Origin of the sequence: Celeribacter indicus, from assembly GCF_000819565.1 — a bacterium.
Taxonomy (GTDB): Bacteria; Pseudomonadota; Alphaproteobacteria; order Rhodobacterales; family Rhodobacteraceae; genus Celeribacter; species Celeribacter indicus.
Window position 1 is genome coordinate 102,758 of record NZ_CP004393.1, and the last position, 24,131, is coordinate 126,888.

At 63.7% G+C, this 24,131-nt stretch carries 24 protein-coding genes; 4 read left to right on the forward strand and 20 right to left on the reverse strand.

Annotation, left to right across the window (positions count from 1 at the left end):
* Positions 1-7 precede the first annotated feature (7 nt).
* From P73_RS00545 to P73_RS00555, 3 genes are read right to left on the reverse strand one after another with little or no spacing between them, the layout of a single operon-like run.
* Positions 8-610, reverse strand: a complete 603-nt coding sequence (locus P73_RS00545; protein WP_043868000.1) for a MotE family protein — start codon at positions 608-610, stop codon at positions 8-10.
* The gene (locus tag P73_RS00550; RefSeq protein ID WP_043868001.1) at positions 607-984 is read right to left on the reverse strand and encodes a hypothetical protein; all 378 of its coding nucleotides are present in this window, start codon (positions 982-984) and stop codon (positions 607-609) included. The genes P73_RS00545 and P73_RS00550 overlap by 4 nt, the downstream gene beginning before the upstream one ends.
* A 10-nt stretch (positions 985-994) precedes the next feature.
* Positions 995-1,486: a flagellar basal body-associated FliL family protein gene (locus tag P73_RS00555; RefSeq protein WP_043868002.1), complete on the reverse strand. Its 492-nt coding sequence runs from the start codon at positions 1,484-1,486 to the stop codon at positions 995-997.
* A gap of 125 nt (positions 1,487-1,611) precedes the next feature.
* Here P73_RS00555 and fliF point away from each other — a divergent pair, with 125 nt between their 5' ends.
* The 4 genes from fliF to fliP are packed head-to-tail and all read left to right on the forward strand — an operon-like array spanning position 1,612 to position 4,884.
* Positions 1,612-3,234: a flagellar basal-body MS-ring/collar protein FliF gene (fliF, locus tag P73_RS00560; protein WP_043868003.1), complete on the forward strand. Its 1,623-nt coding sequence runs from the start codon at positions 1,612-1,614 to the stop codon at positions 3,232-3,234.
* Positions 3,231-3,872 carry a FliH/SctL family protein gene (locus tag P73_RS00565; protein ID WP_043868004.1) on the forward strand — a complete coding sequence of 214 codons (642 nt, stop codon included), beginning with the start codon at positions 3,231-3,233 and terminating at the stop codon, positions 3,870-3,872. The genes fliF and P73_RS00565 overlap by 4 nt, the downstream gene beginning before the upstream one ends.
* Complete coding sequence (locus tag P73_RS00570) at positions 3,865-4,143, forward strand: FliM/FliN family flagellar motor switch protein (RefSeq protein ID WP_043868005.1); 279 nt, start codon at positions 3,865-3,867, stop codon at positions 4,141-4,143. The genes P73_RS00565 and P73_RS00570 overlap by 8 nt, the downstream gene beginning before the upstream one ends.
* Before the next feature lie 3 nt (positions 4,144-4,146).
* A complete protein-coding gene (gene fliP / locus P73_RS00575; RefSeq protein ID WP_043868006.1) occupies positions 4,147-4,884 on the forward strand; it encodes a flagellar type III secretion system pore protein FliP in 738 nt (245 codons plus the stop codon).
* Between the two features lie 1,037 nt (positions 4,885-5,921).
* Here fliP and P73_RS00585 read toward each other — a convergent pair.
* The 17 genes from P73_RS00585 to P73_RS00660 form a co-directional block, all read right to left on the reverse strand.
* The gene (locus P73_RS00585) at positions 5,922-7,025 is read right to left on the reverse strand and encodes a flagellar basal body P-ring protein FlgI (protein ID WP_043868008.1); all 1,104 of its coding nucleotides are present in this window, start codon (positions 7,023-7,025) and stop codon (positions 5,922-5,924) included.
* Positions 7,025-8,032, reverse strand: a complete 1,008-nt coding sequence (locus tag P73_RS00590; RefSeq protein WP_043868009.1) for a flagellin — start codon at positions 8,030-8,032, stop codon at positions 7,025-7,027. Before P73_RS00590 ends, P73_RS00585 begins: the two co-directional genes overlap by 1 nt.
* Before the next feature lie 2 nt (positions 8,033-8,034).
* Positions 8,035-9,492 carry a flagellar hook-associated protein FlgK gene (gene flgK / locus P73_RS00595; protein ID WP_043868010.1) on the reverse strand — a complete coding sequence of 486 codons (1,458 nt, stop codon included), beginning with the start codon at positions 9,490-9,492 and terminating at the stop codon, positions 8,035-8,037.
* Positions 9,493-9,520: 28 nt separating this feature from the next.
* Positions 9,521-10,813: a flagellar hook protein FlgE gene (locus P73_RS00600; protein WP_043868011.1), complete on the reverse strand. Its 1,293-nt coding sequence runs from the start codon at positions 10,811-10,813 to the stop codon at positions 9,521-9,523.
* Between the two features lie 82 nt (positions 10,814-10,895).
* On the reverse strand, positions 10,896-11,741 hold the full coding sequence (locus P73_RS00605; RefSeq protein WP_043868012.1) for an OmpA/MotB family protein: 846 nt from the start codon (positions 11,739-11,741) through the stop codon (positions 10,896-10,898).
* Between the two features lie 80 nt (positions 11,742-11,821).
* Positions 11,822-12,865 (reverse strand): heme-dependent oxidative N-demethylase family protein, encoded by a 1,044-nt coding sequence (locus P73_RS00610; protein ID WP_043868013.1) that lies wholly within the window; start codon positions 12,863-12,865, stop codon positions 11,822-11,824.
* A gap of 11 nt (positions 12,866-12,876) precedes the next feature.
* Complete coding sequence (locus P73_RS00615; protein WP_043868014.1) at positions 12,877-13,827, reverse strand: PDR/VanB family oxidoreductase; 951 nt, start codon at positions 13,825-13,827, stop codon at positions 12,877-12,879.
* Positions 13,824-14,426: a dimethylamine monooxygenase subunit DmmA family protein gene (locus P73_RS00620; protein ID WP_043868015.1), complete on the reverse strand. Its 603-nt coding sequence runs from the start codon at positions 14,424-14,426 to the stop codon at positions 13,824-13,826. Before P73_RS00620 ends, P73_RS00615 begins: the two co-directional genes overlap by 4 nt.
* 64 nt (positions 14,427-14,490) lie before the next feature.
* The gene (locus P73_RS00625) at positions 14,491-15,624 is read right to left on the reverse strand and encodes an aminomethyl transferase family protein (RefSeq protein WP_043868016.1); all 1,134 of its coding nucleotides are present in this window, start codon (positions 15,622-15,624) and stop codon (positions 14,491-14,493) included.
* A gap of 82 nt (positions 15,625-15,706) precedes the next feature.
* A complete protein-coding gene (locus tag P73_RS25870) occupies positions 15,707-15,883 on the reverse strand; it encodes a hypothetical protein (protein WP_158401903.1) in 177 nt (58 codons plus the stop codon).
* 23 nt (positions 15,884-15,906) lie between these two features.
* Positions 15,907-17,286 (reverse strand): ammonium transporter, encoded by a 1,380-nt coding sequence (locus P73_RS00630; RefSeq protein ID WP_043868017.1) that lies wholly within the window; start codon positions 17,284-17,286, stop codon positions 15,907-15,909.
* A gap of 351 nt (positions 17,287-17,637) precedes the next feature.
* Entirely contained in the window at positions 17,638-18,324 is a 687-nt protein-coding gene (locus tag P73_RS00635) for a FadR/GntR family transcriptional regulator (protein WP_052453520.1), read from the reverse strand.
* A 179-nt stretch (positions 18,325-18,503) separates the two neighbouring features.
* Positions 18,504-19,391: a formyltetrahydrofolate deformylase gene (purU, locus tag P73_RS00640; RefSeq protein WP_043868018.1), complete on the reverse strand. Its 888-nt coding sequence runs from the start codon at positions 19,389-19,391 to the stop codon at positions 18,504-18,506.
* 72 nt (positions 19,392-19,463) lie between these two features.
* Positions 19,464-20,354, reverse strand: a complete 891-nt coding sequence (gene folD, locus P73_RS00645) for a bifunctional methylenetetrahydrofolate dehydrogenase/methenyltetrahydrofolate cyclohydrolase FolD (protein WP_043868019.1) — start codon at positions 20,352-20,354, stop codon at positions 19,464-19,466.
* A complete protein-coding gene (locus P73_RS00650; RefSeq protein WP_043868020.1) occupies positions 20,354-20,914 on the reverse strand; it encodes a sarcosine oxidase subunit gamma in 561 nt (186 codons plus the stop codon). The genes folD and P73_RS00650 overlap by 1 nt, the downstream gene beginning before the upstream one ends.
* The gene (locus P73_RS00655) at positions 20,907-23,852 is read right to left on the reverse strand and encodes a sarcosine oxidase subunit alpha family protein (protein WP_043868021.1); all 2,946 of its coding nucleotides are present in this window, start codon (positions 23,850-23,852) and stop codon (positions 20,907-20,909) included. Before P73_RS00655 ends, P73_RS00650 begins: the two co-directional genes overlap by 8 nt.
* Complete coding sequence (locus tag P73_RS00660; RefSeq protein WP_043868022.1) at positions 23,849-24,130, reverse strand: sarcosine oxidase subunit delta; 282 nt, start codon at positions 24,128-24,130, stop codon at positions 23,849-23,851. The genes P73_RS00655 and P73_RS00660 overlap by 4 nt, the downstream gene beginning before the upstream one ends.
* Between the last annotated feature and the right edge of the window lies 1 nt (position 24,131).

A 24,131-nucleotide genomic window follows, 5' to 3' on the forward strand; every position in this document is an offset into this window, starting at 1 on the left:
GATCCCCCTATTCACGCGGCGCCGCCGCGTTCCGGCCGGCCAGAATGACCGAAACCGTATAAGCCGTCTCCGGCGTCAGCCCGGCAAGGATCGCGCCCGCCGCGTCGGAGCGCATCCGCCCCAGGAAACCCGCCGCGAATTCCGGTGACATCGCTTCGAAAAGCGCGGCGGCCTCCTTTGGTTTCATCGCTTCATAGACCGCGGTCAGTTTCGACAGATCGTCCTCTGCCGCAGTTTGGGAACGGGTCATGGTGGCCGCGAGCCTCTGCTCCGCCTCCTCGAGCGCGGCGAGATTTTCCAGGACCTCGGCCTTCCCGAGTTCCACCGCCTTCATCTTTTGCGCGATCATCAGCTCCTTTTCCCGGACCTCCTTTTCCCTCGAGACCAGCGCCCGGACCAGCGTCCCGGTCTCCTCATCGCTCCGACAGAAGTTTTCAGACGCCGGCGCGTCGTCAAGCGTCCCCTGCGACAGGTCGGAGAGCTCCCGTGCAATCGCCGCACCGGTGCCCGACGCCAGCCGCACGGCCGCCGAAAGCACAAAGATGAGCGCGATCATCCACAGCGCGCCGCGCCCCGCGCGCCGCTGACGCTTCGATTTCGCCGCGGTCATTCGGCGGCCTCCACCCGGCTGCGCTGGCTCAGGAACAGCGCCTCCCCCGGTTCCGCCTCAGGCGCCGGCCCCGTGGCGGGGACGCCACCGTTCGGCAGGTCGTGCATCGACGCGATCAGAAGTTCCAGCCGGCGCGAGACGTCCTCCGCACGTTCCGTCAACTCGTCGAGCCGGGCCGCCGATCCCGCCGCGGTCCGCTGTGCCTTCGTGAGGGTCCGCGTCATGTCGTCAACCTGTGCCGAAAGCACGGCGATGGCTCCGCCGACGCCCTTCTCCAGATCGGTGAACCGGCTCAGGCGCCTGGCCAGCACGATGCAGTAGATCGCAACGGCGAGGGTCGCCGCGATCATCAGGATGTCTGCGATCAGTTCCATGCCGATCTCCCTAGTTGATCACGAATTCCATGATGAGAACGTCCTTCACCCGCCCCTCCCCCGCGACGATCTGTAAACGGCGCAGGATCTGCGCGCGCAGACGCACGAGCGCGGAAGGATTCTCGAGCTCCACCACATCGACGGCGCGCAGATAGCCGTTCAGCACGTCGACCAGCCGCGGCATGACCGCCACGACCTCCTGCTGATGCGCCGCGGGCACTTCGAGCTGCACCTGGAATCTCAGATGCCGGCCCCGGCCGGAGGTGTCGACGAGGTTCACGATCAGCGGCTCGACAGGGACGAAGGCGACATCCGGCAGCGGCATGACAGGTGCCTCCCCCATCGTCTCCGCCTCATGCGCGACCTCCGGCGCGAGGAGCAGTCCGGAATAGACGGCGAAAAACCCGCCGCCACCGAGCACAAGCATAAGAACCAGCCCCACGATAAGGGGAAGTCTGGATTTCTTCTTCGGCTTGTCGTCGAGCTGTTCGTCTTCGGCCATGGTCCCGTCCGGAAAAATGTCGCGAATCCGTTTTAACCCGGTGGTGGCTAACCGATTGTTAAGGCCGATCAGGCATTTCTGGGCACAGACGGGGGCAAAAGCCCGCACATCCGTGGAGTGTCTTCTTGCAACAGATCCTTTCAATCTGGTCCGGCCTCGATCCGAAGCGGCGGATCATCGTCATCGGCGCCACGGTGCTGATGTTTGCCGCGGTACTCGGCCTGTCGACGCTTGCGGCGAAACCATCCATGGCCCTGCTCTATGCGGGTCTCGAACCGGGCGCCGCGGGCGAGGTGGTCCAGTCACTGGAGGCGCAGGGGGTTTCTCACGAGATTCGCGGCGGCGCGATCTTCGTGCCTGCCGATCTGCGCGACGCGCTGCGGATGACACTCGCCTCGGAGGGTCTGCCGGCCAATTCGACCACCGGATACGAGCTGCTCGACTCGCTCTCCGGCTTCGGCACGACATCGCAGATGTTCGACGCCGCATATTGGCGCGCGAAGGAAGGGGAGCTCGCACGCACGATCGTCTCCTCACCGCAGATCCGCAGCGCGCGTGTCCACATCGCGAATCCCTCGTCCCAGCCGTTCAGGCGGCAGATCGCCGCCTCCGCCTCCGTCACTGTGACGGCGACGAGCGGTGCGATTTCGGCGGATCAGGCAGACGCATTCCGGTTTCTCGTCGCCTCCGCCGTCGCTGGGCTCTCGCCGGAAGAGGTCTCGGTCATCGACGGTCGCTCCGGCGTCGTGGTGCCCGGCGCGACGGATGGGGCCGGCGCTCCGGCCCAAGGCGATCGCGCCGAGGACCTGCGCCGGAATGTCGAGCGTCTCCTCGCGGCGCGCGTGGGCGCGGGCAAGGCGGTCGTCGAGGTCTCCGTCGAAACCGTCACGGAACAGGAATCGGTCATCGAACGCCATTTCGATCCCGAGGGACGGGTGGCGATCAGTTCTGAGACGGAGGAGCGGTCGAACACCTCTCAGGACAGCGGCAGCGGCGCCGTCACCGTCGCCTCCAACCTGCCTGACGGAGCCGGGAATGCCGGGCGCGATTCGACCGCGAGCAACAGCGAGACACGCGAGCGGGTGAATTACGAGGTGTCCGAGACCCGGCGAGAACTGCATCGCGCGCCGGGGGCGATCCGGCGGCTCACGGTCGCCGTGCTCATCGACGGCATCCGCACGACAGATCCCGTCACGTCGGAGGAAAGCTGGACGCCGCGCAGCGATGACGAACTTGATGCCCTGCGCGATCTGGTTGCCTCCGCCATCGGCTTCGACGAGGCCCGCGGCGACCGGATAACGATCCGGAGCATGGAATTCGAACCGGTCTTCGCGGATGGCACCGAACGGCGGACCCCACTGTTTTCGGGCCTCACTCTGGATCTCATGTCGATCATTCAGCTCGCCGTCCTGGCGATGGTCACGCTCGTGCTCGGTCTCTTCGTCCTGCGTCCGATCCTCGCCAGGCCCGCGGTCGCGCTGCCCGCCCCCGATGCAGCCACCCCTTCGCTTCCCCCGACGATCCCGATCGCTGAGATGCCGCCTCCCGCCGCGCTCGACGGTGAAATCGACACGGACGGGTTCGAGCTTCCGACGCTCGGCTTCGTCTCGGACTTCGACTTGGGGGATGACGACATCGGCGTTCCGACCGACCCGGTGAAGCGTCTCAGGAGGCTCATCGAGGACCGGCAGGAAGAATCGGTGGAAATCCTGCGCAGCTGGATGGAAGACAGCGAGGAACACGCGTGACGGCCCCGCCTTTCCCGCTCGAGGACTTCGGCAATGCGGCACCCGAACCCGCGGCGGCTGAGCCGCCGGTGTCCGCAGCCTCTCCCCAGACCGCGTCCCCCGCGCCCACAGCGGAAGAGCTGGAGGCGGAACGCATGGCTGCCTATGAAAAGGGCTACAGTGCCGGCTGGGACGACGCGACACGCGCGGAAGCCGAGGACCGGTCTCGCATCGATGCCGCCTTCGCACGCAATCTTCAGGAGCTCGGCTTCACCTTTCATGAGGCACGTTCGCATGTGATGAAGGCGCTGGAGCCGCTTCTGTCCGAAATGACCGGCAAGGTGCTGCCCCGCCTCGTCTCGGAAACGCTCGGAGAGACGATCCTCGAACAGATCCTGCCGCTGGCCGAAGCGGCCTCAGACACGCCGGTTCAGGTCGTGATTTCCCCCAGGTCCCGGCCCGCGATCCAGCGCCTTGTCGAGGACTCGGTAACCTTTCCACTGGACATCATTGAGGAGCCCAGCCTCGCAGACGGCCAGGTCTATCTGCGACTGGGCGAGACAGAGAAGAAGATCGACATGGAGGCCGCGGTCGAGCAGATCGAGCGGGCGATCAGGGCGGTCTATGCCGTGAACGAGGAGGTCATGAAACATGGGTGAGGACATCGAGGGCGGCGCGAACAGTCCGTTTTCACGGGTGCCGATCGAGATCACGATCTCCGTGGGCAAGGCGCGGCCGCTGGTCAGGGATCTTCTGAAGCTGCAAAGCGACAGCGTGCTGCCGCTCGATCGGAATATCGAAGACCCTGTCGAACTCTATATCGGCGATAAGCTCATCGCGCGCGGAGAGTTGCAGGAACTTGATGGCGATCAGACGGGTCAGCTTGCGGTACGTCTCACCGAGGTCGCCGATCTGAAGAACGGGCTCTAGCCGATGCGCAAGCATCCTCTTGCCGTTCTGGCAGTGCTCGCACTGATCTCCTGTGCCGATGCGGCCACCGCGCAGGAGATCGCGATCGACCTCGGCGAGACCGCCTCCCTCGCAACCCGGTCAATCCAGCTGCTGCTGCTGGTGACTGTTCTCAGCATCGTCCCCGGCCTCGCGATCACGCTCACATGTTTTCCGTTCATCGTGACCGTGCTCTCGATCCTGCGGCAGGCAATTGGTCTACAGCAATCGCCACCGAACATGCTGATGATCAGTCTCGCGATGTTCCTCACCTATTTCGTCATGGAGCCGGTGTTTACCGAAAGCTGGCAAGGTGGCGTCCAGCCCTATGTCAATAACGAAATCGAGCTCGAAGAAGCCTTCTCCCGCGCAGTTGACCCCTTCAGGGGCTTCATGTCCGGCCGCATCGATCCCGAAACTTTCTCCGAACTTCAGGCGCTGCGCGCTGATCTCGTCGATATCGAGGGCGTATCGCCTTCGGCGCCACTCTCGCTTCTCATCCCGTCCTTTCTGTTGTCGGAGATCGAACGGGCGTTCCGGATCGGATTCCTGATCTTCCTGCCCTTTCTGATCATCGATCTCGTCGTCTCCGCGATCCTCATGTCCATGGGCATGATGATGGTTCCTCCCGCCATCGTATCGCTTCCGTTCAAGCTCGCCTTCTTCGTCGTCTCCGACGGATGGGCGCTGGTCTCGAGCGCACTGGTTCGCAGCTATTTCTGAACGGATCACGCAGGACGAGATTTGCCTGTCGCCGAACTCTCGGCAGATTGCTCATCGACGTCAGGGGGATGAGATGCCAAGACAGAACGGGGAGCCGGAGGATGAATATCCCATACCAGAAAACCCGTCTCACCGACAGGAGCCGTTTGACAGCCGCCGCGCGTTTCATTCAAATCCTCTTGCGCGCAGGATCAGGAAGCGCACCCCAGCCCGAGCTTGAGGACACGAAATCGCGAGGTGTCCAGAACGTCCGCCTGCCCCGTCGCCACAATCGAGCCCAAGCCTGAGGCATCGAATCTGCGGTCGGCCTGCGGCCTTTTGCGGGACCGCACCGCGATACACAACTTCGGAGCGATGGTAAGGGCGAGTGAGGGAGAAACCAAGGCCCAATTCATATTCGCGCCTGACGTGGGACCGCCATCTGAACGACCTGAGCTTGCGCCCCGTTCGCGGGGGAATTTGATCGCCGGATCACATTCTGTTCCTCTTAACTCCGCCATGGGCGGAAACGTGCGTCCGGTCAACAGAACTGTCGACGCCCAAATTCTTTGGACCAGTCCAGTTGCACCGAAAGCTGCGTGACGATCTGCATCCTAGAGCCCCTTGTGGCTTCAGCGGCTGAACCGATTATCGAACGTGGTGTGCGGACTATTGACGGCCGCGCAATCCTGCTCCCGAACGCAGAGCATGGAAAGTGCCGCTAATCGCCCGTCCATCGTCCAACCGCTGCGCAGCGGACCGGTTCTTCGGTAGCGGCAGCCTGGTCACCGCCGTTGCCTGGTCTGAAAGACAGCATGCTCCCGACGGGCTCCGCTCCTGTCTGTTGTTCTGGAACAAAGTCAGATCTTAATGACAGATCAATATGTTGACTGGATTGAAATCCTAAGTCCTGGCTCACTTCAGGAACTGCCCCACGAGTAGACACCGCCAAGTGGTCGCAGGGTGCCTTGGACCGGGTCCTTCGCAATGATGTTCGTTCCCCGGTCCGGCAGGCGGAACAGCCCGAACGGCGGTGCGATCACGACATGTTCAATCCCTTACCGTACAAGAAATTCGGCATGTAGGGCGCCGGCTGCCTTGATGCTTTTCAGGATGTCGATCATGTCTCGCGGCGACACGCCCAACGCGTTCAGCCCTGCGATCACTTCGGACAGCGAGGTGCCTTCCCGGACTTCGGCGAGTCCGACTCCCGGTTCTTCTTCCAATGCCGCCCGCGTTCTGGGGACAACCACCGTCGCACCTTCGGCAAAGGGATTGGGCTGTACCACCAGCGGCTCCTCCTCGATCCGGAGCGTCAGGTTGCCTTGGCTCACGGCGACGCGGGAAATCCGCACATCTTCGCCCATCACGATCGTACCCGAACGCTGGTCCACGACCACGCGGGCCTTGCGTTCCGGTTCCACCGAAATGTTCTCGACGCGACCGAGCGCGTGGGCCGGCGACAGTTCGCGCGTGGCCTTGACGTCAAGAAGAACCGTCCCCGCATCGAGCATACGCGAGACGACGCGACCGAAATCCCTGTTGATTGCCCGTTCGATTCGTTCTGCCGTGGTGAAGTCGGGCTCTCGCAGGGCAAGCCTGAGCGATTTCAACTGTGTGAAGTCAAAGTCGATCTCCCGCTCGACCCGCGCGCCAGAGGGGATGACGCCCGCCGTCGGAACGCCCTGCACAACGGAAGCGCCATCGCCTTCGGCCGATGCGCCCCCGGCAATGACCGTCCCCTGCGCAACCGCGTAGATCTGACCATCGGGCGCGTTCAGTGGCGTCATCACGAGCGTGCCGCCCAGAAGGCTTTTCGCATCGCCGATCGCGGAGACGGTGACGTCGATCTTGCCCCCGGCGCGCGCGAAGGGCGGCAGCGTCGCGGTGACGAAGACCGCCGCCACGTTCCTGGGACGAAATTGCTCCCCCGTGACGTTCACGCCGAGCCGCTCGAGCAGGTTCGACATGATCTCCTCCGTAAACGGCGCGTTCCGGATGCCATCCCCGGTGCCGTTCAGACCAACGACCAGGCCATATCCCACCAGATCGTTGCCGCGCACGCCGTCGAACTCGACGAGATCCTTGATCCGGATCGGATTGGCCAGGGACGGAAGAGCGAGGCAGAACCAGAACAGAGCCGCGAGGACCGCTTTCATCATCACAGATAATCCGCGAGGGTCAGGCGCGACAGCCGCGCAGTGAGCGTGTAGATGAGCTCCAACTGGGTCTCCGTCTGTTGCAGCAGAGAGGCGGTGTCCTCCGGATCAGCCGAGACGATGTCGGACTTCGCACGACTGTAGGAATATTTCATCGAGGCATTCGCGGCCCCCGCCTCCTCGATCCTGGCCTCGACAGAGCCGACCTGCGCCTGAAGATCAGTGAGTCCTGCCTGCGCGCCCATGAGCGTTTCGCCCGCGGATCGGAGCAATTGCGCCCGCGCGTCCGGATCGCCGTCGAACAAGCCCTGATCGAGCAGGGAGGCGAGTGCCAGTCCCTTCAGCACCTGGCGAAGTGCCGGATCGTCGCCCCGAACCTCCAGGCTTGCGCTCTCGCCATCGCCGAGTGTGAAGCCGGATAGATGACGGGTCGAACCGCGGTAGGCTGTCGTCTCGAACCCGCCGCCGGAGACCATGAACCAGTCGTCGAGAAGCGTCTCGACATCGGAGACTGTCGTTGCGCTCGCGACCACGGCCTGAAGATCGGCGAGAATGTCATCGGCCGGCGCGAAAGCCGTGGCACCCGTCGCCGCTCCGCTGAAGAGGGCACGGTCACCGACGCGGGTGTTGAGCGCCGAGAGGATGGAACGGAACCGCGACTGTGCATCGCCCGCGGCCACCGATATGCTGGTTTCGCCTCCATTCGCGGCCGCCGTCAGGAGCCCCGTCGCGCTGTCCGACAGATGCGACGCGATCGTTCCGAGCGTGGTTTGCATGGAGGTCGCGAACAGATCGGCCTCCCTGATCGAGAGATCGTAGGAGGCCAGCGTCCGCAGGGATCTTTCGATCGAGGAGAGCGGCGTGAAATCTCCGGACACCGCCGCCGCGATGTTCTGTTTCCGACCGCTGGACAGCTCGGACGTGTATCGTTCCAGATCCTGCTTCACCTGTGTCGTAAACCGCATGGTGCGCAGGGTGGAGGCCATGTCCCCCAGGGAAATGGAGCTCATCCTCAGATCCTCATAAGCTGATCCATCAGTGCCTGGATCGTTTCGATGACTTTGGCATTCGCGGCGTAACTCTGTTCGATAACAAGAAGCTGCTGCATCTCGTGATCTGTGTCGACGCCATTTTCCAACTCGATGGCATGGAGCGTTTGCTGGCGCGCGGCGGCATGGGTAAGCTCGGCTTCGGCATGGAGCCGGCTGGTTTCGACGAGGGAATAGATGTCCGACGCAAATCCGAGCGCGGTTCGCCCGATGCCGACGAGATCCCCCGAGGATGCGACGCGGGTAGCCCGTAGCACGCCCGAAAGTGAACTCAGAATCGTGGCGTCACCCTGCTCGCCTTCCGCCGCTGCGCCGAGCCCGTCTCGAAGCCTCCACAGATCGCCACCCGCCGCGGGTTTCACGAGCGCATTGACGGAAATGCGGCCGGCAAGTCCTTCCTCGGAGAGCGCGTCGAAGGCGAGTCCGCCATCGGTGAACAGCCCCGCGGCACCCGGCGCCAGGGTAGGGTCGGCGTCTGTCGTGGCGAAACGCTCGATCAGGTCGCGGGCGAGCGCGTCGAGTTGTTTTTGCGCCTGCGGCGCGAGCTCGTCGCGCAATTCGAACAGGCCGGCGAGCTTTCCGCCCGCGATGGCACCTTTTCCGGCATCGGTGGACACCGGCATCCCGTTGATGGACAGGCCGGACAGGGCGCCGTTGGCGAGCGTCATGTCGGGCGTGATCGTCGGTGTCGCAGTGAAGGAGACAGTCGCGGCCTTCGATTCGACGAGGGCCGCCCCGCCCGTCGTGTAGAGAGCGACCATTCCGTTCTCGCGCGGGATTTCCGTGACCGGAACGATCTCTGCGATCCGGTCGATCAGAACCTGTCTCTGGTCCATGAGCGTGTTCGCGTCATAGCCGTTGGAGATCTGCTTGCGGATGGCGACGTTCAGTTCGACGACCTGGTCGAGCGTGCTTTGCAACAGGTCCACCGTCTGTCCGATCTGCCTGTCGGCGGAGATGCGCAGGTCCATGAGATCGTCGGAAGCGCTGTTGAGCCTGGCCGTGAGATCCTCCGCCGCGTCCAGGACGGAGGCGAGCCGCGCCGGGGAGTCCGGCCGGCTCGCCGCCTCGATCAGGGCGGTCTCCAGCCCGGTGATCCGGCCCCCGACCGAATGGGCCTCGTCAGCACGCCCCATGGCGGTGGCGAAGGCCGCGAAAAAGCCGGCGCGCGTGTCCTCGAGCGCGCGTTCGGCATCGGCGAGACGGCGTTCGCCGGTGGTGACCGGATCGTGATACCGGGAGACGCCGACTACGGCGACGCCGGAACCGCTTCTCCCCGTCTGCGTGGAGGTGAGCTCGATCTCGCGCCGGCCATAGCCCTCCGTCAGGGCATTCGCGACGTTGGACGACACCACGTCGGCCGCGCGCGAGACGGCGTTCAGTCCCGTTAGCGCATTTGCGAGAGCGTTCGAAATGCTCATCCTCTATCCTCCTGCTCCGCCGCTTTCGTCAGCGTTTGATATTGGTCGTCTCCTGCAACATCTCGTCGACGGTCTGGATCACCTTCGCGTTCGACGAGTAGGCGCGCTGTGTCTGGATGAGATCGGTCAGTTCAGCCGCCACATCGGTCGTCGAACTCTCTCGCGCATAACCTTCGATCGTTCCGGTGGGACCGTCGCCGGCGTCCCAGAGGAAGAAGGAGCCCGAATCCGGGGAGACCTGATAGGTCTGGTCGCCAAGCGCCCTCAGCCCGTTCGGATTTGGAACGTCGACCAGCGGGATCTGGTAGATGCGGCGTGTGAAGCCGGTGTCATAGGTCGCGGTGATGTAGCCGCCATCGTCGATTTCCACCGACGTCAGCTTCCCGACCGGCGAACCGTCTTTCGTGATCGAGGTCGGGGAAAAACTGTTGGAGAGTTGCGTCAGCCCGTTGGTGTCGCCGGGTCTGCCGATCGTCATTTCAATCGGCCCGCCGGCGACGGTAAGGGCGAGGGCACCGGTCGAGGTGCTGTAGGTCGCCCCCGAGGGATTGTTGACGGTCGGCGTCACGGTGGACAGCGTGCCACCGGCCCCGCGCGTATCGTCGAAGACGAGCGTATATTCCCCGATGATCGCGTTTCCGGAGGCGGAGTCGGTGATCGTCATGGTCCAGGTGTTGGCAGTCACGCCGTCGGGCACGAAGGTGATGTCGAGCGATTCCGACGTGCCGAGGTTGCCGAAATACTCCACCGCGAGCGGTGTGGTCGTCGCATCCTCGGCGGGGAGGTTCACGCCGAAATTGATCCGCGTCGTCGGATCACCCGCGGTCTGGTTCGAGTTGATCATCACGGGTTCCAGCCCGGTCATCGTGTCGCGGGGGTAGGTCGAAATCGTTCCGTCGGCCTCCGCAGGCCAGCCGAGCAGAACAAGACCGGACTGGGTCTTCAGGATACCGTCGGCGTCGGTGTGGAACGAGCCGGTCGTCGTCATCATCAGCGGCTGGTCCCCCATCGTCCCGTCGAGCGACACTTCGGTCGTGACGGGGATGAAGCCGTTGCCGGACACCGCGATGTCGGTCGCGTTCGAGGTCGAGACGAGCCCGCCCTGTTCCCCGATCAGGCGGGAGGTCGTGGCGCGCACGCCACCGGCGGAATAGGTTCCCGTGTTGGTGGAATTCGAGATGACGAAGGAGGCGAAATCCGTCTCCGCGCGCTTGTAGCCATAGGTGCCCGAATTCGCGATGTTGTCGGAAATCGTCGCCAGCCGCGTGGCGTTGGCGGCCAGGCCGGCCACGCCCGCGTTGAGCGAGGAGGAGATGGACATGAAAAGCGCCTTTCTGCTGCTGAAGCCTGTCCCACAATATGCCCGATACTCCTTAACGCGCCGCTAACGGCTAAAATCCGATCTATTTCCCGCGGATCTGGTTGCGCAGGAGGACGATCTCCACGCGGTTGTTGCGCACCGACATGGGATTGCCGACAGCGGGCCGGCGATCGGCATAGCCGGTGACGCGGAGGATCCGTTTCGGGGGCGTTCCGTTCGTTTCGAGCAGTTGGCGGATGCGGTCGGCGCGGCGCGTGGAGATGTCCCAGACGGGATTGTCCGCTACCACGATGGGTTGTGCGCTGACATGGCCGGACACCGCGATGTCGTTGCGCACGATGCGGAACACCTCCGACAACATGCCGACGAGAAGGCCCGTGATCTCCGTCGGTTCGCTGCCCCTGCCGGCAAAGAGCGGTTCGCCCTCGAGATCGAACAACTCGATAATGAGGCCCTCGTCCGTGACGCGGGTCACGATATGCCGCATCGCCTCGTCGGCCGCCATGCTTTCACCGCTGAAGGCGGTGAGGAGGTCCTGAACCTCCGCGAACGCCTTTGCCTCGAGCGCGTGGGCGCGCTCTGCCTCGGCTTCCCCGGCGGCCGCGCCCTTCTGATCCGTGGAATTCGCGTTGGAGGCGCCCGTGCCGTTCTGCGACAGGGTTTCCTCCGTAAAGACGGAATCGCCGCCGAACGACCCGTCGCCGCCGCCGGAGATCCGGTTCACCGGAATCGTCGGATTGAAGTAATCCGCGATGCCTTTCCTCTGCTTTTCCGTCGTCGCGTTCAGCAACCACATCAGGAGGAAGAACGCCATCATCGCAGTCACGAAATCGGCGTAAGCGACCTTCCATGCCCCGCCGTGATGGCCCCCGCCAGCCACGACCTTCTTTCTCTTGATGATAACCGGCGCATTGTCCTTGCCGCTCATCCCACCACCTCATGTTCACCCGGAACAAGAGGTAGCAGGCAGAGGTGAAGAGGCGCTTAACCTCTAAAATTGTGTGAACGTCAGCGATCGGGGAAGATCCCCGCCGAGGTCGGCGCCCCGTCGTCGAACTGCGCGAGGTAGTCGACGATCACCTTTTGGTTCACCGCGAAGCCCTTGTATTCGGCGAGCGCGGGGTCGATGTCGCGCAGCACACGGTGCAGGCGCCGACCCCATTTCGGCTGGGTACAGATGTCCTCGAGACAGGCGAGGTAACAGCGGATCGGAAAGGCGATGGCGTTGGAGCGCGGCAGACGCCAGAAGGTCTGGAGTTCCACGCGAAGGTGCTGCTTGCGACCGACATTCTCCGGCGTAACCGTGCGCTTTTCCGGCCCCCATTTGTGATAGTTCTCGGGACTCGTGTCGAGGCGCGGATTGACCGTCATCGTCCAGTTGAGGCGCCGGTACTCCTGTCCCTGCCGCATCGCGAGAAGGAATTTCAGCGCCCGGTCGAACACCCCCAACCGTTTCGCCTTTGGCACCGGGGCGTGCCATTCGAAGAAGTTCATCCCGACATCGAAATCGAGCGACCAGTCGGCCTGGGAGGTCACCATGCCGGCGTCCATCCACAGGTTGCCCTCGCGTTCGTCGAGAAGGGCGAAATCCCCCTGCGTCTGGCGCGTGATGTATTCCATCGGCCCGCAGGGCAGCGTGGTCGGGTCGAGGAAGGTGAAGCGCTGCTCGATGCCGAGCGGCCTGTTGATCCAGTGCCAGCGATTGCCGTCGCGGTGAAGCGCGAACAGATCCGGGTAATCCTCCGATTTCGAGACCATGATGATCTCCAGGAGATCCCAGCCCGCAAGCTCCATATGCGGCAGCGACTGGCAGCGCAGCGGATCCTCGTCGAGCGTGATCGCGCGGTCCCGCATCTCCGAGACATAATGTTCGTCCACATCGAAACGATGCTCGAACACCGATCCTTCCGGTCCGCCGGGATGCGGTTCGATGTTCACCGAATACATGTAGTCATCACGGTCGAACGGAAAGGGAAAGCGCCGGATCGCCCGATCCGTGTTGTAATAGCTGTAATCGCCACGAAAGGTTTCGTCGTTGAATTGCAGGGTCATGTGTGTCTCCCTCAGAGATCCAGAACCAGCTCGTCGCCGGTAAAGCGCGACATGCAGGGCATGATCTTCTTCTGGCCCGCGCGTTCGTCCCGGCTCAGCCAATGGTCGTTGTGTTCGATCTGCCCCTTGCAGGAGATCACGCCGGTCTCGCAGCGCCCGCAGGCGCCGCCGCGACAGCTCCAGTCGAGTTCGACATTCGCGGCTTCGAGCGCCTCGAGAAGGCTCTGATGCGCGCCGACCTCAATTCTGCGGCCGGATTTCGCCAGCATCACGGCAAAGGGCATGCCCGGCGGCGGCGAGGTGAAGGCTTCCGAATGGATCACCGATTTCGGCCAGCCATGCCGCGCGGCGGCGTCCGTCACCGCGGCGATCAGGCCCGTGGGTCCGCAGACATAGACATGGGTGCCGAGCGGCTGTCCGGTGAGGATCTCGCCCAGGTCCATCCGGTTTCCCTCCGAGGAGATGTGGACATGAATGCGGCCCGACTTCGGCAGCAAGGCAAGGCCGGCCGCCTCCTCGCGCGTGCGCGCCGCATAACGCAGCTCGAAGGGCTGTTGCAGGAAGTCGATCTGGTGAAGCTGGGCGAGGAAGGGCGTGATGCCGATGCCTCCCGCGATCAGCACATGCTTGCGCGCCCGGATGTCGAGCGCGAAAAGGTTCGCCGGCACCGAGACCCGCATCCTGTCGCCCACCGCGACCCTGGTGTGCATGTAGCGCGACCCGCCCCGCCCGACGTCCTCGCGCCTCACGGCAATCTCGTAGCCCGAGGGATCGTTCGGATCGGAGATCAACGAATAGGAGTTGCGCCGCAGCAGGTCGCCATCGGGCATTTCCACCACGACATGAGCTCCGCCCGAGAAGATCGGCAGCGCCTTCTTCTGCGGGTGTTCGAACCGGAAACGCGTCACGAGCGGTGTGAGCCTTTCGACGGCGGCGACCTCGAGAAGCATCTGTCTGCTCATGGCTGGATCTCCACGGTTTCGGGAATGTCGCCGGGCACCTCCGCGTCGACGCAGACGCCCTGGAATGCGCCCAGCCGGCGGGAGAAATGATCCCGCACGAACAGCGTCAGCCCGCAATGCCCGCAGGTGAAGGGATCGGTGGTCACGTCCTCGGTCATGCCCTTGCAATGAACGCATTGCATCCGGCGCGCGACGGAGCCGCGATGCTCCATCTGGATCGCCTCAAGAGGCATGCCCCGTGACATGGCCAGCGCGGAGACTCGGCCCATGAGACCCTCCGTCCCCGCGAGATAGAGCTGCGTTCCCATATGGGCCGCATCGAGAAGGCGTTCGATCAGCGGCATGGCGGCGTCGAGCGACGGTTCCTCGTGATAGCCCTTCGGATCGAGGGCCGCGAGACGCGCGCCATGGCCGCATCCCTTCGGAACATAGATGACATGCGCGAGATCGAGCACGGCGGCATCGCGCGCGGCGAGGTCGATCAGGGCGAGCGCCCCTTCGCCATCAGCGACCATGACCGCGGGCGCCGCTCCCTGGGGCATCAGCCGCGCATAGGTGGGCCGGCTGTCAATCGACGGTGAGAATGGAGTGTTCGGCATCGGATCTTCCTGTTGCTCAATGGGGCGGGCGCCGTCCCGCGCCCTGCCCCTCCGTCATGTCGGATCAGCCCTTCGCGGTGCGCCGTTTCTTGTCGACGTCGTAGAAGGGCATCGGATGGGCGATGGCCGCGAGTTCCTTGTCGGGGTTCCGGATCGTGAGCTTCGTGCCTTCGACCGCGCAATCGACGGGCATCCGCGCGATGCCGACTGTGTGCTCGTTGAGCGGCGAATACATGCACATGGTCACGACGCCGACCTGTTCGCCATCCTTCAGGACCGGCGCACCTTCGACGGCAGGCTCGGTACCTTCGAGTTTCACGCCGTAGATCCTGAAGCGCTCCTTTCCCTGGAGCCGGTAATGCTCTTCCGCCCCGCGAAAGCCGGTCTTTCCCTTGGACACTGTGAAATCGAGGCCGAGTTCCCAGAGCGTGTCGCCCGCCTTCTCGGTCTCGAACGGATACATCTCGGAATTGTCATAGGGAAAGAAGAGCAGATAGCTTTCCGCCCTGAGCAAGTCGAGCGTGGTGAAGCGGGTCGGGATGATCCCCATCTCCGCGCCTTCCGCCACGATCCTGTCCCAGATCTCCACCGCATCCTGGCGGCGACAGAAGATCTCGTAGCCGCGTTCGCCGGTATAGCCGGTGCGGGAGATCATCACCGGCTTGCCGAAGAGCGTCGTCTGGATATGGCTGAAATAGACCACATCCCGGATGCCCGGTACGTGTTTCTCGAGATAGTTGACGGCAAGCGGTCCCTGAAGGGAGATGTCATGCAGATCGTCGTCGAACAGCATCACGACGTTTCGGCCCGCAGCATACATCGCCAGTTGTTCATGCCCCGCGCCGGACCCGTGCACCACCATGAAGCTGTGCGGCCCCATGCGGTAGATCACGCAGTCGTCGACGAACTTGCCTTCGTCGTTGAGCATGGTGGCGTAGGTCGAGCGGCCGGGTTTCAGCTTCTCGATGTCGCGGGTCGTCGCCTTGTCGATGACGTATTGGGCATGGGGCCCCATGAGATGGATCTTCTTGAGGCCGGAGACGTCCATCACGCCTGCCCTCGTCCGGATGGCGAGATACTCCTCGGTCTGATCCTTGTCATAGGTCCAGGCCGTACCCATCCCGCTCCAGTCCTCGAGGGTCGAGCCGAGCGCGCGATGCCGGTCCGCCAGCGCCGAAAATCTCCACGATGCGGTCATGAAACTTGTTTCCTTCGGATTGTCTTCTGTCTGTGGTCGCGAGGGTCCGGGCGCCGATGGTCAGGGCGCCCGGACCGGGGCGTCAGCCCTTTTTCATGGTCGCGTCATAGGCGTGTTTCTCATGGCGCCAGCCGAGCATGACGGCGAGGACGACCATTGCGAGAACGAGGGCGAGCCAGAGACCTTCGACGCTGCCGTACCCGGCATAGATCGCGCCCGTGATCCCGTCCCAGCTCGTGGCTTCAAAGGGAGCTTCCATAGGTCTTTCCTTTCCTGTCTGGGTTATTCAGCGGGGCTGACGGAGGGGTGCAGGGCCTCGGGATAGGCCGATGCGGGGACTTTCACCTTGTCGAGGCCGAGGACTTCCGCCTCTGCCGGCACGCGGAGCTGCCCGGTGACCTTCAGGATGAAGGAGATGGCATAGCCGGGGATGAAGCCCAGCCCGCCCATGACCAGCGCGCCGATGATCTGGCCCATGAAGGAGGTTTCGATCACCTCCTGGCCGAACATGGCGGGATAGCCTTGGGCGGCGATGCCGACCGCGATCAGGCCCCACATGCCGAGGAAGCCGTGCACCGCAAAGGCGCCCACGGCGTCGTCGATGCCGCGGCGTTCGACGAAGGAGGCGACGAAGGGCATGGCACAGGCGCCGAGGAAACCGATGGCAAAGGCCATGGGCGGATACCAGAGGTCGAGCCCGGCCGCGCAGGAGATGATCCCGCCCAGCGCGCCGGACATCATCCAGAACGGATCGCGCGTCATCATCCACGCGCCGATGATCCCGCCGGCGAATCCCATGAGCGTGTTGAAGGTCATGCCCGAGATGGTCATGGGCGTGCCGTAGATGGTGCCCTCGATCACGCCCGACCAGGACCAGGCCTCACCCGGAACGATCACGCAGCCCATGAGGAAGCCCCAGAAACCGGCGATGATCAGCATCAGCCCGATCAGAGTCATCGGCATGGAATGGCCCGGTATGTGGTTGGCGCTGCCGTCGACGTTGAACTTGCCGATCCGCGGCCCGAGGTTGAGGAGCACGCCGAGGGTGAAGAACCCCGCGATCATGTGCACGACACCCGCGGCGCCGAAATCGTGATAACCGAATTTCGTCACCAGCCAGCCGTCCGCGTGCCAGCCCCAGGCCGCCGCCAGGATCCAGACGAAGGCACCGAGCGCAATGGCGAGCACCACGAAGCCCGTGAGCCGGATTCGCTCGATCACGCCGCCCGAGAGGATCGAGGCCGTGGTCGCCGCGAAGAGCACGAAGGCGCCGAAGAACACGCCGGAGGACCGGTCGTCCAGGTTCGGCCCCATGAATTCGCTCCAAGGGGCCGCGACGGAGGTGGCGTAGCTGAAGCCGGAAATGGCAAAGCCGCCCTCGGAGCCGGTGAGGCCAGTCGGAAAGGCCCAGTAGATCCACCAGCCGATGAAGTAGAAGAAGGGCACGATCATCGCGAAGGCGAGGATGTTCTTGATCCCCGACGCGAGCGCGTTCTTCGAGCGCGATGCTCCCATTTCATAGGCGAGGAACCCGACATGGATAAGCACCATGAGCGGGATCGTCAGAAAGTAAAACGTTTCGGAAAACGTGCCGTTCGTCGCCGCGATGCTGCTTTGCAGCTCCGCAACCGTCGAGGCCAAGGTAGCGAGGTCCTGTTCCACTTGAGATCTCCCTGTCTGTGGAAGGTCGTTATTGGCGGCCCGGCCTTTTGGCCTGAACCAATTCCCAAAATTGGTATCTCGGGTATTGCAATGACGCGTCCAGTCATCACTGAAAATCAATAATTTTTCCTTGGAAGAATTCTATCGCGCAGGAGCTTTGAACCAATTCACCGCGTTCTTCGGTGCCTTTGGTACATATTTAATCACGCGATGAAGAGCCGGGAGCGTTTCGGCATGCAGGCAAATCCGGGGTTCCGGGGGATTCGCGGCACCGAGACCGCAGGTCGCGTGGCGCTCCGGCAGGGCGCGAGAGTGTCAGGACGGCCAGCGACCGGATCGGTTCACGGCACCTCAATCGTCCTGGAGGAGCAGTTTCTGATCCTCGATCAGGGCGAGTTTCATGAATTCCGTCGCCTCCTCGATGTCGCGGGCGGCGATGGCGTTGAAGAGTCCGTTGTATCCGCGCTGGTAGGTGGCAATCCGTGCCGGTGTCAGGTGACGGCGATACATCGCGGCGCGGAATGACTGCCGGCGGGCATCGATCACCAGGTTATAGCACGCGACCAGGAGCGGGTTTCCCGTTCCCTCCGCGATCAGCCGGTGAAACTCCTCCTCCAGACGGATGAAGGCGAGCGCGTCCGTCTGCACACCTTCCATCTGCGACAGTACCTCCGACAGCGCGTCGATCTGCCTCGGCGACATCGCGATGATCGCGAGCCGGACCATTTCCGGCTCAAAGATCCCGCGCACGGCCTGAAGATCGAGCGGCCCGGTCTCCGACGCGACGGAGGACACCGCCTGATCCGTTCCGGCGGGATTGTAGGTGACAAAGGAACCGGAGCCCGCACGCCGGCGGATCATGCCGCGCAGTTCGAGATGCTCAAGCGCCTCCCGCACGGTGTTGCGCGCGACGCCGAGATCCTGCGCCAGCTGCCGCTCGGAGGGGAGACGTTCGTCGAGCACGAATTCCTGCGCCACAATGCGGGTGCTGAGCGTGTCAATCACGTAACGCACGGTTGCGCCGGGCAAGGATTGCATCGCGGCAGTCGGCGCCGGAGCGGGCGGGGATTGGGTCACGGTCTGGTCCTTGGACGCGTCGGCAATGGTCAACTCGATGGACCGCAGGATAACGCTTTCCTCACAGGAGAATCCAGAGCAAGAAAACGCCCCGCCGCGGGAACGAGGCAGGGCGCGAAAAAGGCAGACAGACGGCGGGGTTAGCCCATGCGTTCGGAGGAGTAGGATCCCGGCGACGCCGGAAAAACCACCGTCTTGTTTCCGTTGAGGAAAACACGGTGATGCGCATGGGCGTGGACCGCGCGGGCGAGCGCCTGGCTTTCGACATCGCGTCCGAGGGAGACATAGTCGGAAGCGGATTGCGCATGGGTGATGCGCACGATGTCCTGTTCGATGATCGGCCCCTCGTCAAGATCCGCCGTCACGTAATGCGAGGTCGCGCCGATGAGTTTCACCCCGCGCTCGTATGCCTGCTTGTAGGGGTTGGCACCCTTGAACGACGGCAGGAAGGAATGGTGGATGTTGATGATGCGGCCCGACATCTTCTGGCACATCTGGTCGGACAGGATCTGCATGTAGCGCGCGAGCACGATGAGTTCGGCGCCGGCCTCCTCGACCACCTGCATGATCTGCGCCTCCGCCTGCGGCTTGTTCGTCTTCGTGACCGGGATGCAATGGAACGGGATATCGTGGTTCACCACGACCTTCTGGTAATCCATGTGGTTCGAGATCACCGCGACGATGTCGATCGGCAAAGCCCCGATACGCCAGCGATAGAGCAGGTCGTTCAGGCAATGCCCGAAGCGGGAGACCATGATCACGACCTTCATCTTCCGGGCCTCGTCATGGAAGGCCCAGGTCATTCCGAGCGTCTCCGCCACCTCTCTGAACTCCTCCGACAGGGTATCCTTGTCAATCCCCTTCTCAGAGACAAAGCTCACCCGCATGAAGAACTTTCCGGTTTCCATATCGTCGAATTGCGAGCTGTCGGTGATGTTGCAGCCCTTTTCCGCAAGGAAGGTGGAGATCGCGGCGACGATGCCGCGCTGGCTTTTGCAGGCGACGGTCAGGCAGTATTTGGCAGTCATCATGTGCTCCTTGTTGGGGTGCCGAATTCAAGGCGTTTTCGACACCGATCCGGCTCATTGGTGAGTTTCTGGTTATGCGGTGAGACCCTGCGGCTCGCACAGGCCGTTCGCCCGGCAACATGCGGTCAGGGTGTTCGCGAGCAGGCAGGCGATGGTCATCGGACCGACGCCGCCGGGAACGGGGGTGATCGCTCCCGCGACATGGCGCGCGCTGTCAAAATCCACATCGCCAACAAGCCGGCGCGTCCCGTCGTGCTCGATGCGGTTGATCCCGACGTCGATCACGGCCGCGCCCGGCCTGATCCAGTCTCCGGGGATCATTCCGGGCCGGCCGACGGCGGCGACAAGGATATCCGCCCTGCGACACACCGCCGGAAGATCCTTTGTCCGGCTGTGCGCGATCGTCACGGTACAACTGTCGCGCAGAAGGAGCTGCGCCATCGGCTTTCCGACGATATTCGAGCGCCCGACGACAACGGCGTCGAGACCAGACAGGCTACCGTACAAATCCCGCAGCATCATCAGGCAACCCAGCGGCGTACAGGGCACCATCGCCTTCTGCCCCGTGGCAAGCAAGCCAACATTGGAGACATGAAACCCGTCGACATCCTTCGCCGGGTCGATGGAATTGATCACCAGATCGCTGTCGAGATGGTCCGGCAAAGGCAGTTGAACGAGGATCCCATGCACCGCCGGATCGCGGTTCAGCCGCCCGATCAGATCCAGCAGATCCGCCTCGGTCGTCTCCGCCGGCAGCTTGTGCTCAAAGGAGTTCATCCCGGCTTCGAGCGTCTGCCTGCCCTTGTTGCGCACATAGACCTCCGAGGCGGGATCCTCCCCGACAAGCACCACGGCAAGGCCGGGCGTCACCCCGTGCTCGTCCTTCAGCCTGGCCACCTGAACCGCCACTTTTTCCCGGACCTTCGCGGCGAAACTCTTTCCGTCGATCAGCGTTGCGGACATCATCTGGTCTCCAACCGTCGCGCGGCTTGCCCCACGGCATGCCACAGCGTTGCATAGGACGAGCGCATGCCCCAGATCCGGAGCCGATCCTCCGTGATCCGCAGGACGAAGACGCCCATGTGTTCCAGCCCGGTTCGTGTCGCGGAACCGGGGCCGAACGCGGAAAGATCCACGTTCATCAGCCTCTCCAACAGCGCATGGACGGGTGCCGCGCCATCCGCCGATCCGAGGTCGAGCGCCGCCCAGCCATCGGTCTGCTCGGTCACGGAAGCACCCGGCACCTCTACCTTCAGCGTAGCCGCGAAATCCTCTTCCGCGCGCCCCTCCGCCTCGACCATCCATTGATCCCGCGCAGACCAGAAAATGCCAATTGGGCCGGATTCGATACGTTTCCCAGCTTCGGGAAGGGTCAAGCCAAAGGGTTCCGGCACCTCGCCATTCCTGCGGCGTGCCAGAGAGGCGAGGGCGATGTCCGGCCGTTCGGTCAAGGTCAGGAGCCCATGGGTCTCAGAGCGGGCGATCGTGCCGCCCAGCGCGGTGATCGGTGTCAGGTCAGTCACGAAGACGCTCTCCTTCAGGGTCGATGAAATGCGCGGAGACGACACGCACGGCTACCTCGTTGCGTTCGAGCGGATTGGCCGCGACGATCTCCTCCCCAAGGCGGCTGTCGCCGTCCTCGAGGAAGCCAAGCGCGATATGGCTTTCGACATGCGGCGAATAGCAGGCAGAGGTCACCCACCCCTGATCGGTCTGCATCGTCCGCTGCGCCCCCTTCGTGAACAGGTGAGATCCGGCGAAAACACGCATGTCCGGGTCGGTTGGCTGGAGCCCGACGAGGCGCCGCCGATCTGACGCGAGGCCGTCACGGCGGGACATGATCGCCCCGATCGAGTCCTTTTTTGCAGAGACCATCCTGCCGAGCCCGAGCATTCCCGCCGTGGTCTGGCCGTTGAGTTCCGCACCTGCCGCATGGCCTTTCTCGATCCTGAGCACGGCCAGCGCCTCGGTCCCGTAGGGTGTCACGCCCAGATCTTCGCCGAGCGCCATCAGGCGCTCGATCAGTGCATTGCCATAGCGGGCCGGAACGGCGATTTCGTAGGCAAGTTCGCCCGAAAAGGAGATCCGGAACAGCCGCGCACGCAGCCCGCCGCACAGGCTCAGCTCGGCGCAGGCCATGAAGGGGAAGGCCTCGTTCGAAAGATCGAACCCGTCGACGATCCGCGACACCAGTGTGCGCGACTCCGGCCCCGCGACCGCGATCTGGGCCCAAGCATCCGTAGTCGAGATGAGCTGCACGTCGAGATCGGGCCACAGGCACTGTCGCGCGAATTCCATCTGGCGATAGACAAGACCCGCATTCGCCGTGGTGGTGGTGACCACATAGTGATCCTCGCCCAGCCGCGCACAGGTGCCGTCGTCATAGGCGTGTCCATCCTCGCGCAGCATGAGGCCATAGCGCACCTTCCCCACCGGCAGGGTGCCCATCAAGTTGGAATAGACCCGGTTCAGGAACTCTCCCGCATCGGCACCCTGAACGTCGATCTTGCCCAAGGTCGTCACGTCACAAAGCCCGACACCGGAGCGGACGGCGCGCGCCTCACGGTCCACGCTCTGACGCCAGTGAGTTTCTCCCGGCTTCGGAAAATACTGTGCCCGCATCCATTGACCGACCTCGACAAAGGCCGCGCCCTGCGCACGCGCCCACACATGGGTCGGCGTCAGGCGGCGCGGGCGGAAATGGGGACCCGTATCGCCGCCGCCCAGGACCGAGAGAGACACACCGGTGTAAGGCGGACGGAAGATCGTAGTGCCGGTCTCCGGAATGGATGTCCCGGTGAGTTCGGCCATGACCGCGAGCGCGGAGACATTCGACGTCTTCCCCTGATCGGTCGCCATGCCGAGCGTGGTCCAGCGTTTCAGATGCTCGACGGGCGTCATGTTTTCCCGGTGCGCCAACACGATATCTTTGACCGTCACATCGTTCTGGAAATCCACCCAGGCGCGCTTTCTGCCGGGCACATGCCAGAACGCCTCCTGCGCGACCGCGATATCCTCCGCCTCGGGCAGCCGCATCCCGGACACAGGAATATCGAGCTGGATCAGAGCCTGTTTTGCGACCTCGCTCCCATGCGCGAGCGCCTGAGCCGTCGTGCCACGCCCGGCACAGGCTCCGGCCGGCAAGAGCCCCTGTGGACCATCTGAGGGCGGCAGGAAGGCGAGCCGCTCCTCATCCCAGACCGGGCGCCCGCGATGATGGGACGCGAGATGGACGTTGGGATTCCACCCCCCTGCGACACCCAACGCCGCGCAGTCATGCCAACTCGCCCGGCCATTGTGCGTGATCTCAATGGCGCGCAGGCCGAGCTGTCCCTTCGTGCCGGTCACCGTCGCGCCGGCGAAAACCTCGTATTCCCCGAACCTCGGCGCATCGGGACGGGGGTCGATCACGCCAAGAACCGGCACGCCCTTCGCCAGAAGATCAAGCGCGGTGCGGTGCCCGTCGTCGTTATTGGCAAAGATCGCCACGGGATCGGTCGCGGCGGCGGTGGGCGCGACGGCCCAACGGTTTGCATAGGCCCGCATCGCGCCAGCGAGCAGGATGCCGGGACGGTCGTTGTTGGCAAAGGGGATATGCCGCTCGGTCGCGCCCGCCGCCAGAATAGCCCGTCGCGCGGTGATCCGCCAAAGTGTCTGACGCACCTTGTCGCCCGGTTCCCTAAGGTGATCGGCGACACGTTCCACCGCGCCGTGGATCCCGTGATCGTAGACACCGAAAACAGTGGTCCGCCGCATCACGCGAAGGTTCGGAAGCGTCTCGAATTCGGCCTCGATACTTGAAATCCACTCCGCCGCAGGCGCACCGTCGAGCTTGTGGCTCTCCATCAGGAGACGCCCCCCAAGCCGGGAATCCTCGTCCGCGAGAATGACGCTCGCGCCGGAGCGCGCGGCGGTCAGTGCCGCGGCAAGACCCGCCGCCCCGCCGCCGATGACAAGCAGGTCGCAATGCAGGAAGCCCTTGTCATACGCATCCGGGTCTGCCTCCATCGACAGGCTGCCCAGACCGGCCGCGCGCCGGATCGCGGGTTCATAGAGTTTTTCCCAGAAAGCTCGAGGCCACATGAAGGTCTTGTAGTAGAACCCCGCCGCGAAGAAGGGCGCAAGCAGATCGTTGACGCCCATCGCGTCGAAGGCGAGAGAGCCGACGCGGTTCTGTGACCTCGCAACCAGCCCGTCGTAAAGCTCCGCGACCGTCGCGCGCGTGTTCGGCTCCTTCCGAGCGCCTTCGCGCAGTTCGACGAGGGCGTTCGGCTCTTCAGATCCGGCGCTGAAGACGCCGCGCGGACGGTGGTACTTGAAACTCCGCCCCATCAGCCGCACACCATTTGCGAGCAGCGCGGAGGCGAGTGTGTCGCCCTCGAACCCTCGATACCCCTTGCCGTCGAAGGTGAAGGACAGTGGGCGGCTCCGGTCGATGAGCCCTCCGGCAAGGCGGGTCATTTTACTCCTCCGACCTTCACATCGGCGGCCAGTTCTGCCCCGAGAATTTCATGCGTGAGCGTGTTGCGGGTCACGACGAGCCAGGACCGGTCGCCCTGTTCGTGGAACCACAGCTCGCGATGCACACCCGCCGGGTTGTCCCGCAGGAAGACGTAATCGCAAAACGCCGCTTCGGCATCGGGCGCGCCGGGATCGGGACGGTTCATCAGCGAAGCGTCACCGAGATAGGTGAATTCCTGCGCATCGCGCAGACCGAGGAGGGGATGGGGGATCAGCATG

Excerpts from the sequence above, each read along its gene's own strand:
- P73_RS00545 (WP_043868000.1), bottom strand. The coding sequence starts at position 610 with ATGACCGCGGCGAAATCGAAGCGTCAGCGGCGCGCGGGGCGCGGCGCG.
- P73_RS00550 (WP_043868001.1), bottom strand. The coding sequence starts at position 984 with ATGGAACTGATCGCAGACATCCTGATGATCGCGGCGACCCTCGCCGTT.
- P73_RS00555 (WP_043868002.1), bottom strand. The coding sequence starts at position 1,486 with ATGGCCGAAGACGAACAGCTCGACGACAAGCCGAAGAAGAAATCCAGA.
- P73_RS00570 (WP_043868005.1), top strand. The coding sequence starts at position 3,865 with ATGGGTGAGGACATCGAGGGCGGCGCGAACAGTCCGTTTTCACGGGTG.
- fliP (WP_043868006.1), top strand. The coding sequence starts at position 4,147 with ATGCGCAAGCATCCTCTTGCCGTTCTGGCAGTGCTCGCACTGATCTCC.
- P73_RS00585 (WP_043868008.1), bottom strand. The coding sequence starts at position 7,025 with ATGATGAAAGCGGTCCTCGCGGCTCTGTTCTGGTTCTGCCTCGCTCTT.
- P73_RS00590 (WP_043868009.1), bottom strand. The coding sequence starts at position 8,032 with ATGAGCTCCATTTCCCTGGGGGACATGGCCTCCACCCTGCGCACCATG.
- flgK (WP_043868010.1), bottom strand. The coding sequence starts at position 9,492 with ATGAGCATTTCGAACGCTCTCGCAAATGCGCTAACGGGACTGAACGCC.
- P73_RS00600 (WP_043868011.1), bottom strand. The coding sequence starts at position 10,813 with ATGTCCATCTCCTCCTCGCTCAACGCGGGCGTGGCCGGCCTGGCCGCC.
- P73_RS00605 (WP_043868012.1), bottom strand. The coding sequence starts at position 11,741 with ATGAGCGGCAAGGACAATGCGCCGGTTATCATCAAGAGAAAGAAGGTC.
- P73_RS00610 (WP_043868013.1), bottom strand. The coding sequence starts at position 12,865 with ATGACCCTGCAATTCAACGACGAAACCTTTCGTGGCGATTACAGCTAT.
- P73_RS00615 (WP_043868014.1), bottom strand. The coding sequence starts at position 13,827 with ATGAGCAGACAGATGCTTCTCGAGGTCGCCGCCGTCGAAAGGCTCACA.
- P73_RS00620 (WP_043868015.1), bottom strand. The coding sequence starts at position 14,426 with ATGCCGAACACTCCATTCTCACCGTCGATTGACAGCCGGCCCACCTAT.
- P73_RS00625 (WP_043868016.1), bottom strand. The coding sequence starts at position 15,624 with ATGACCGCATCGTGGAGATTTTCGGCGCTGGCGGACCGGCATCGCGCG.
- P73_RS25870 (WP_158401903.1), bottom strand. The coding sequence starts at position 15,883 with ATGGAAGCTCCCTTTGAAGCCACGAGCTGGGACGGGATCACGGGCGCG.
- P73_RS00635 (WP_052453520.1), bottom strand. The coding sequence starts at position 18,324 with ATGCAATCCTTGCCCGGCGCAACCGTGCGTTACGTGATTGACACGCTC.
- purU (WP_043868018.1), bottom strand. The coding sequence starts at position 19,391 with ATGACTGCCAAATACTGCCTGACCGTCGCCTGCAAAAGCCAGCGCGGC.
- folD (WP_043868019.1), bottom strand. The coding sequence starts at position 20,354 with ATGTCCGCAACGCTGATCGACGGAAAGAGTTTCGCCGCGAAGGTCCGG.
- P73_RS00655 (WP_043868021.1), bottom strand. The coding sequence starts at position 23,852 with ATGACCCGCCTTGCCGGAGGGCTCATCGACCGGAGCCGCCCACTGTCC.
- P73_RS00660 (WP_043868022.1), bottom strand. The coding sequence starts at position 24,130 with ATGCTGATCCCCCATCCCCTCCTCGGTCTGCGCGATGCGCAGGAATTC.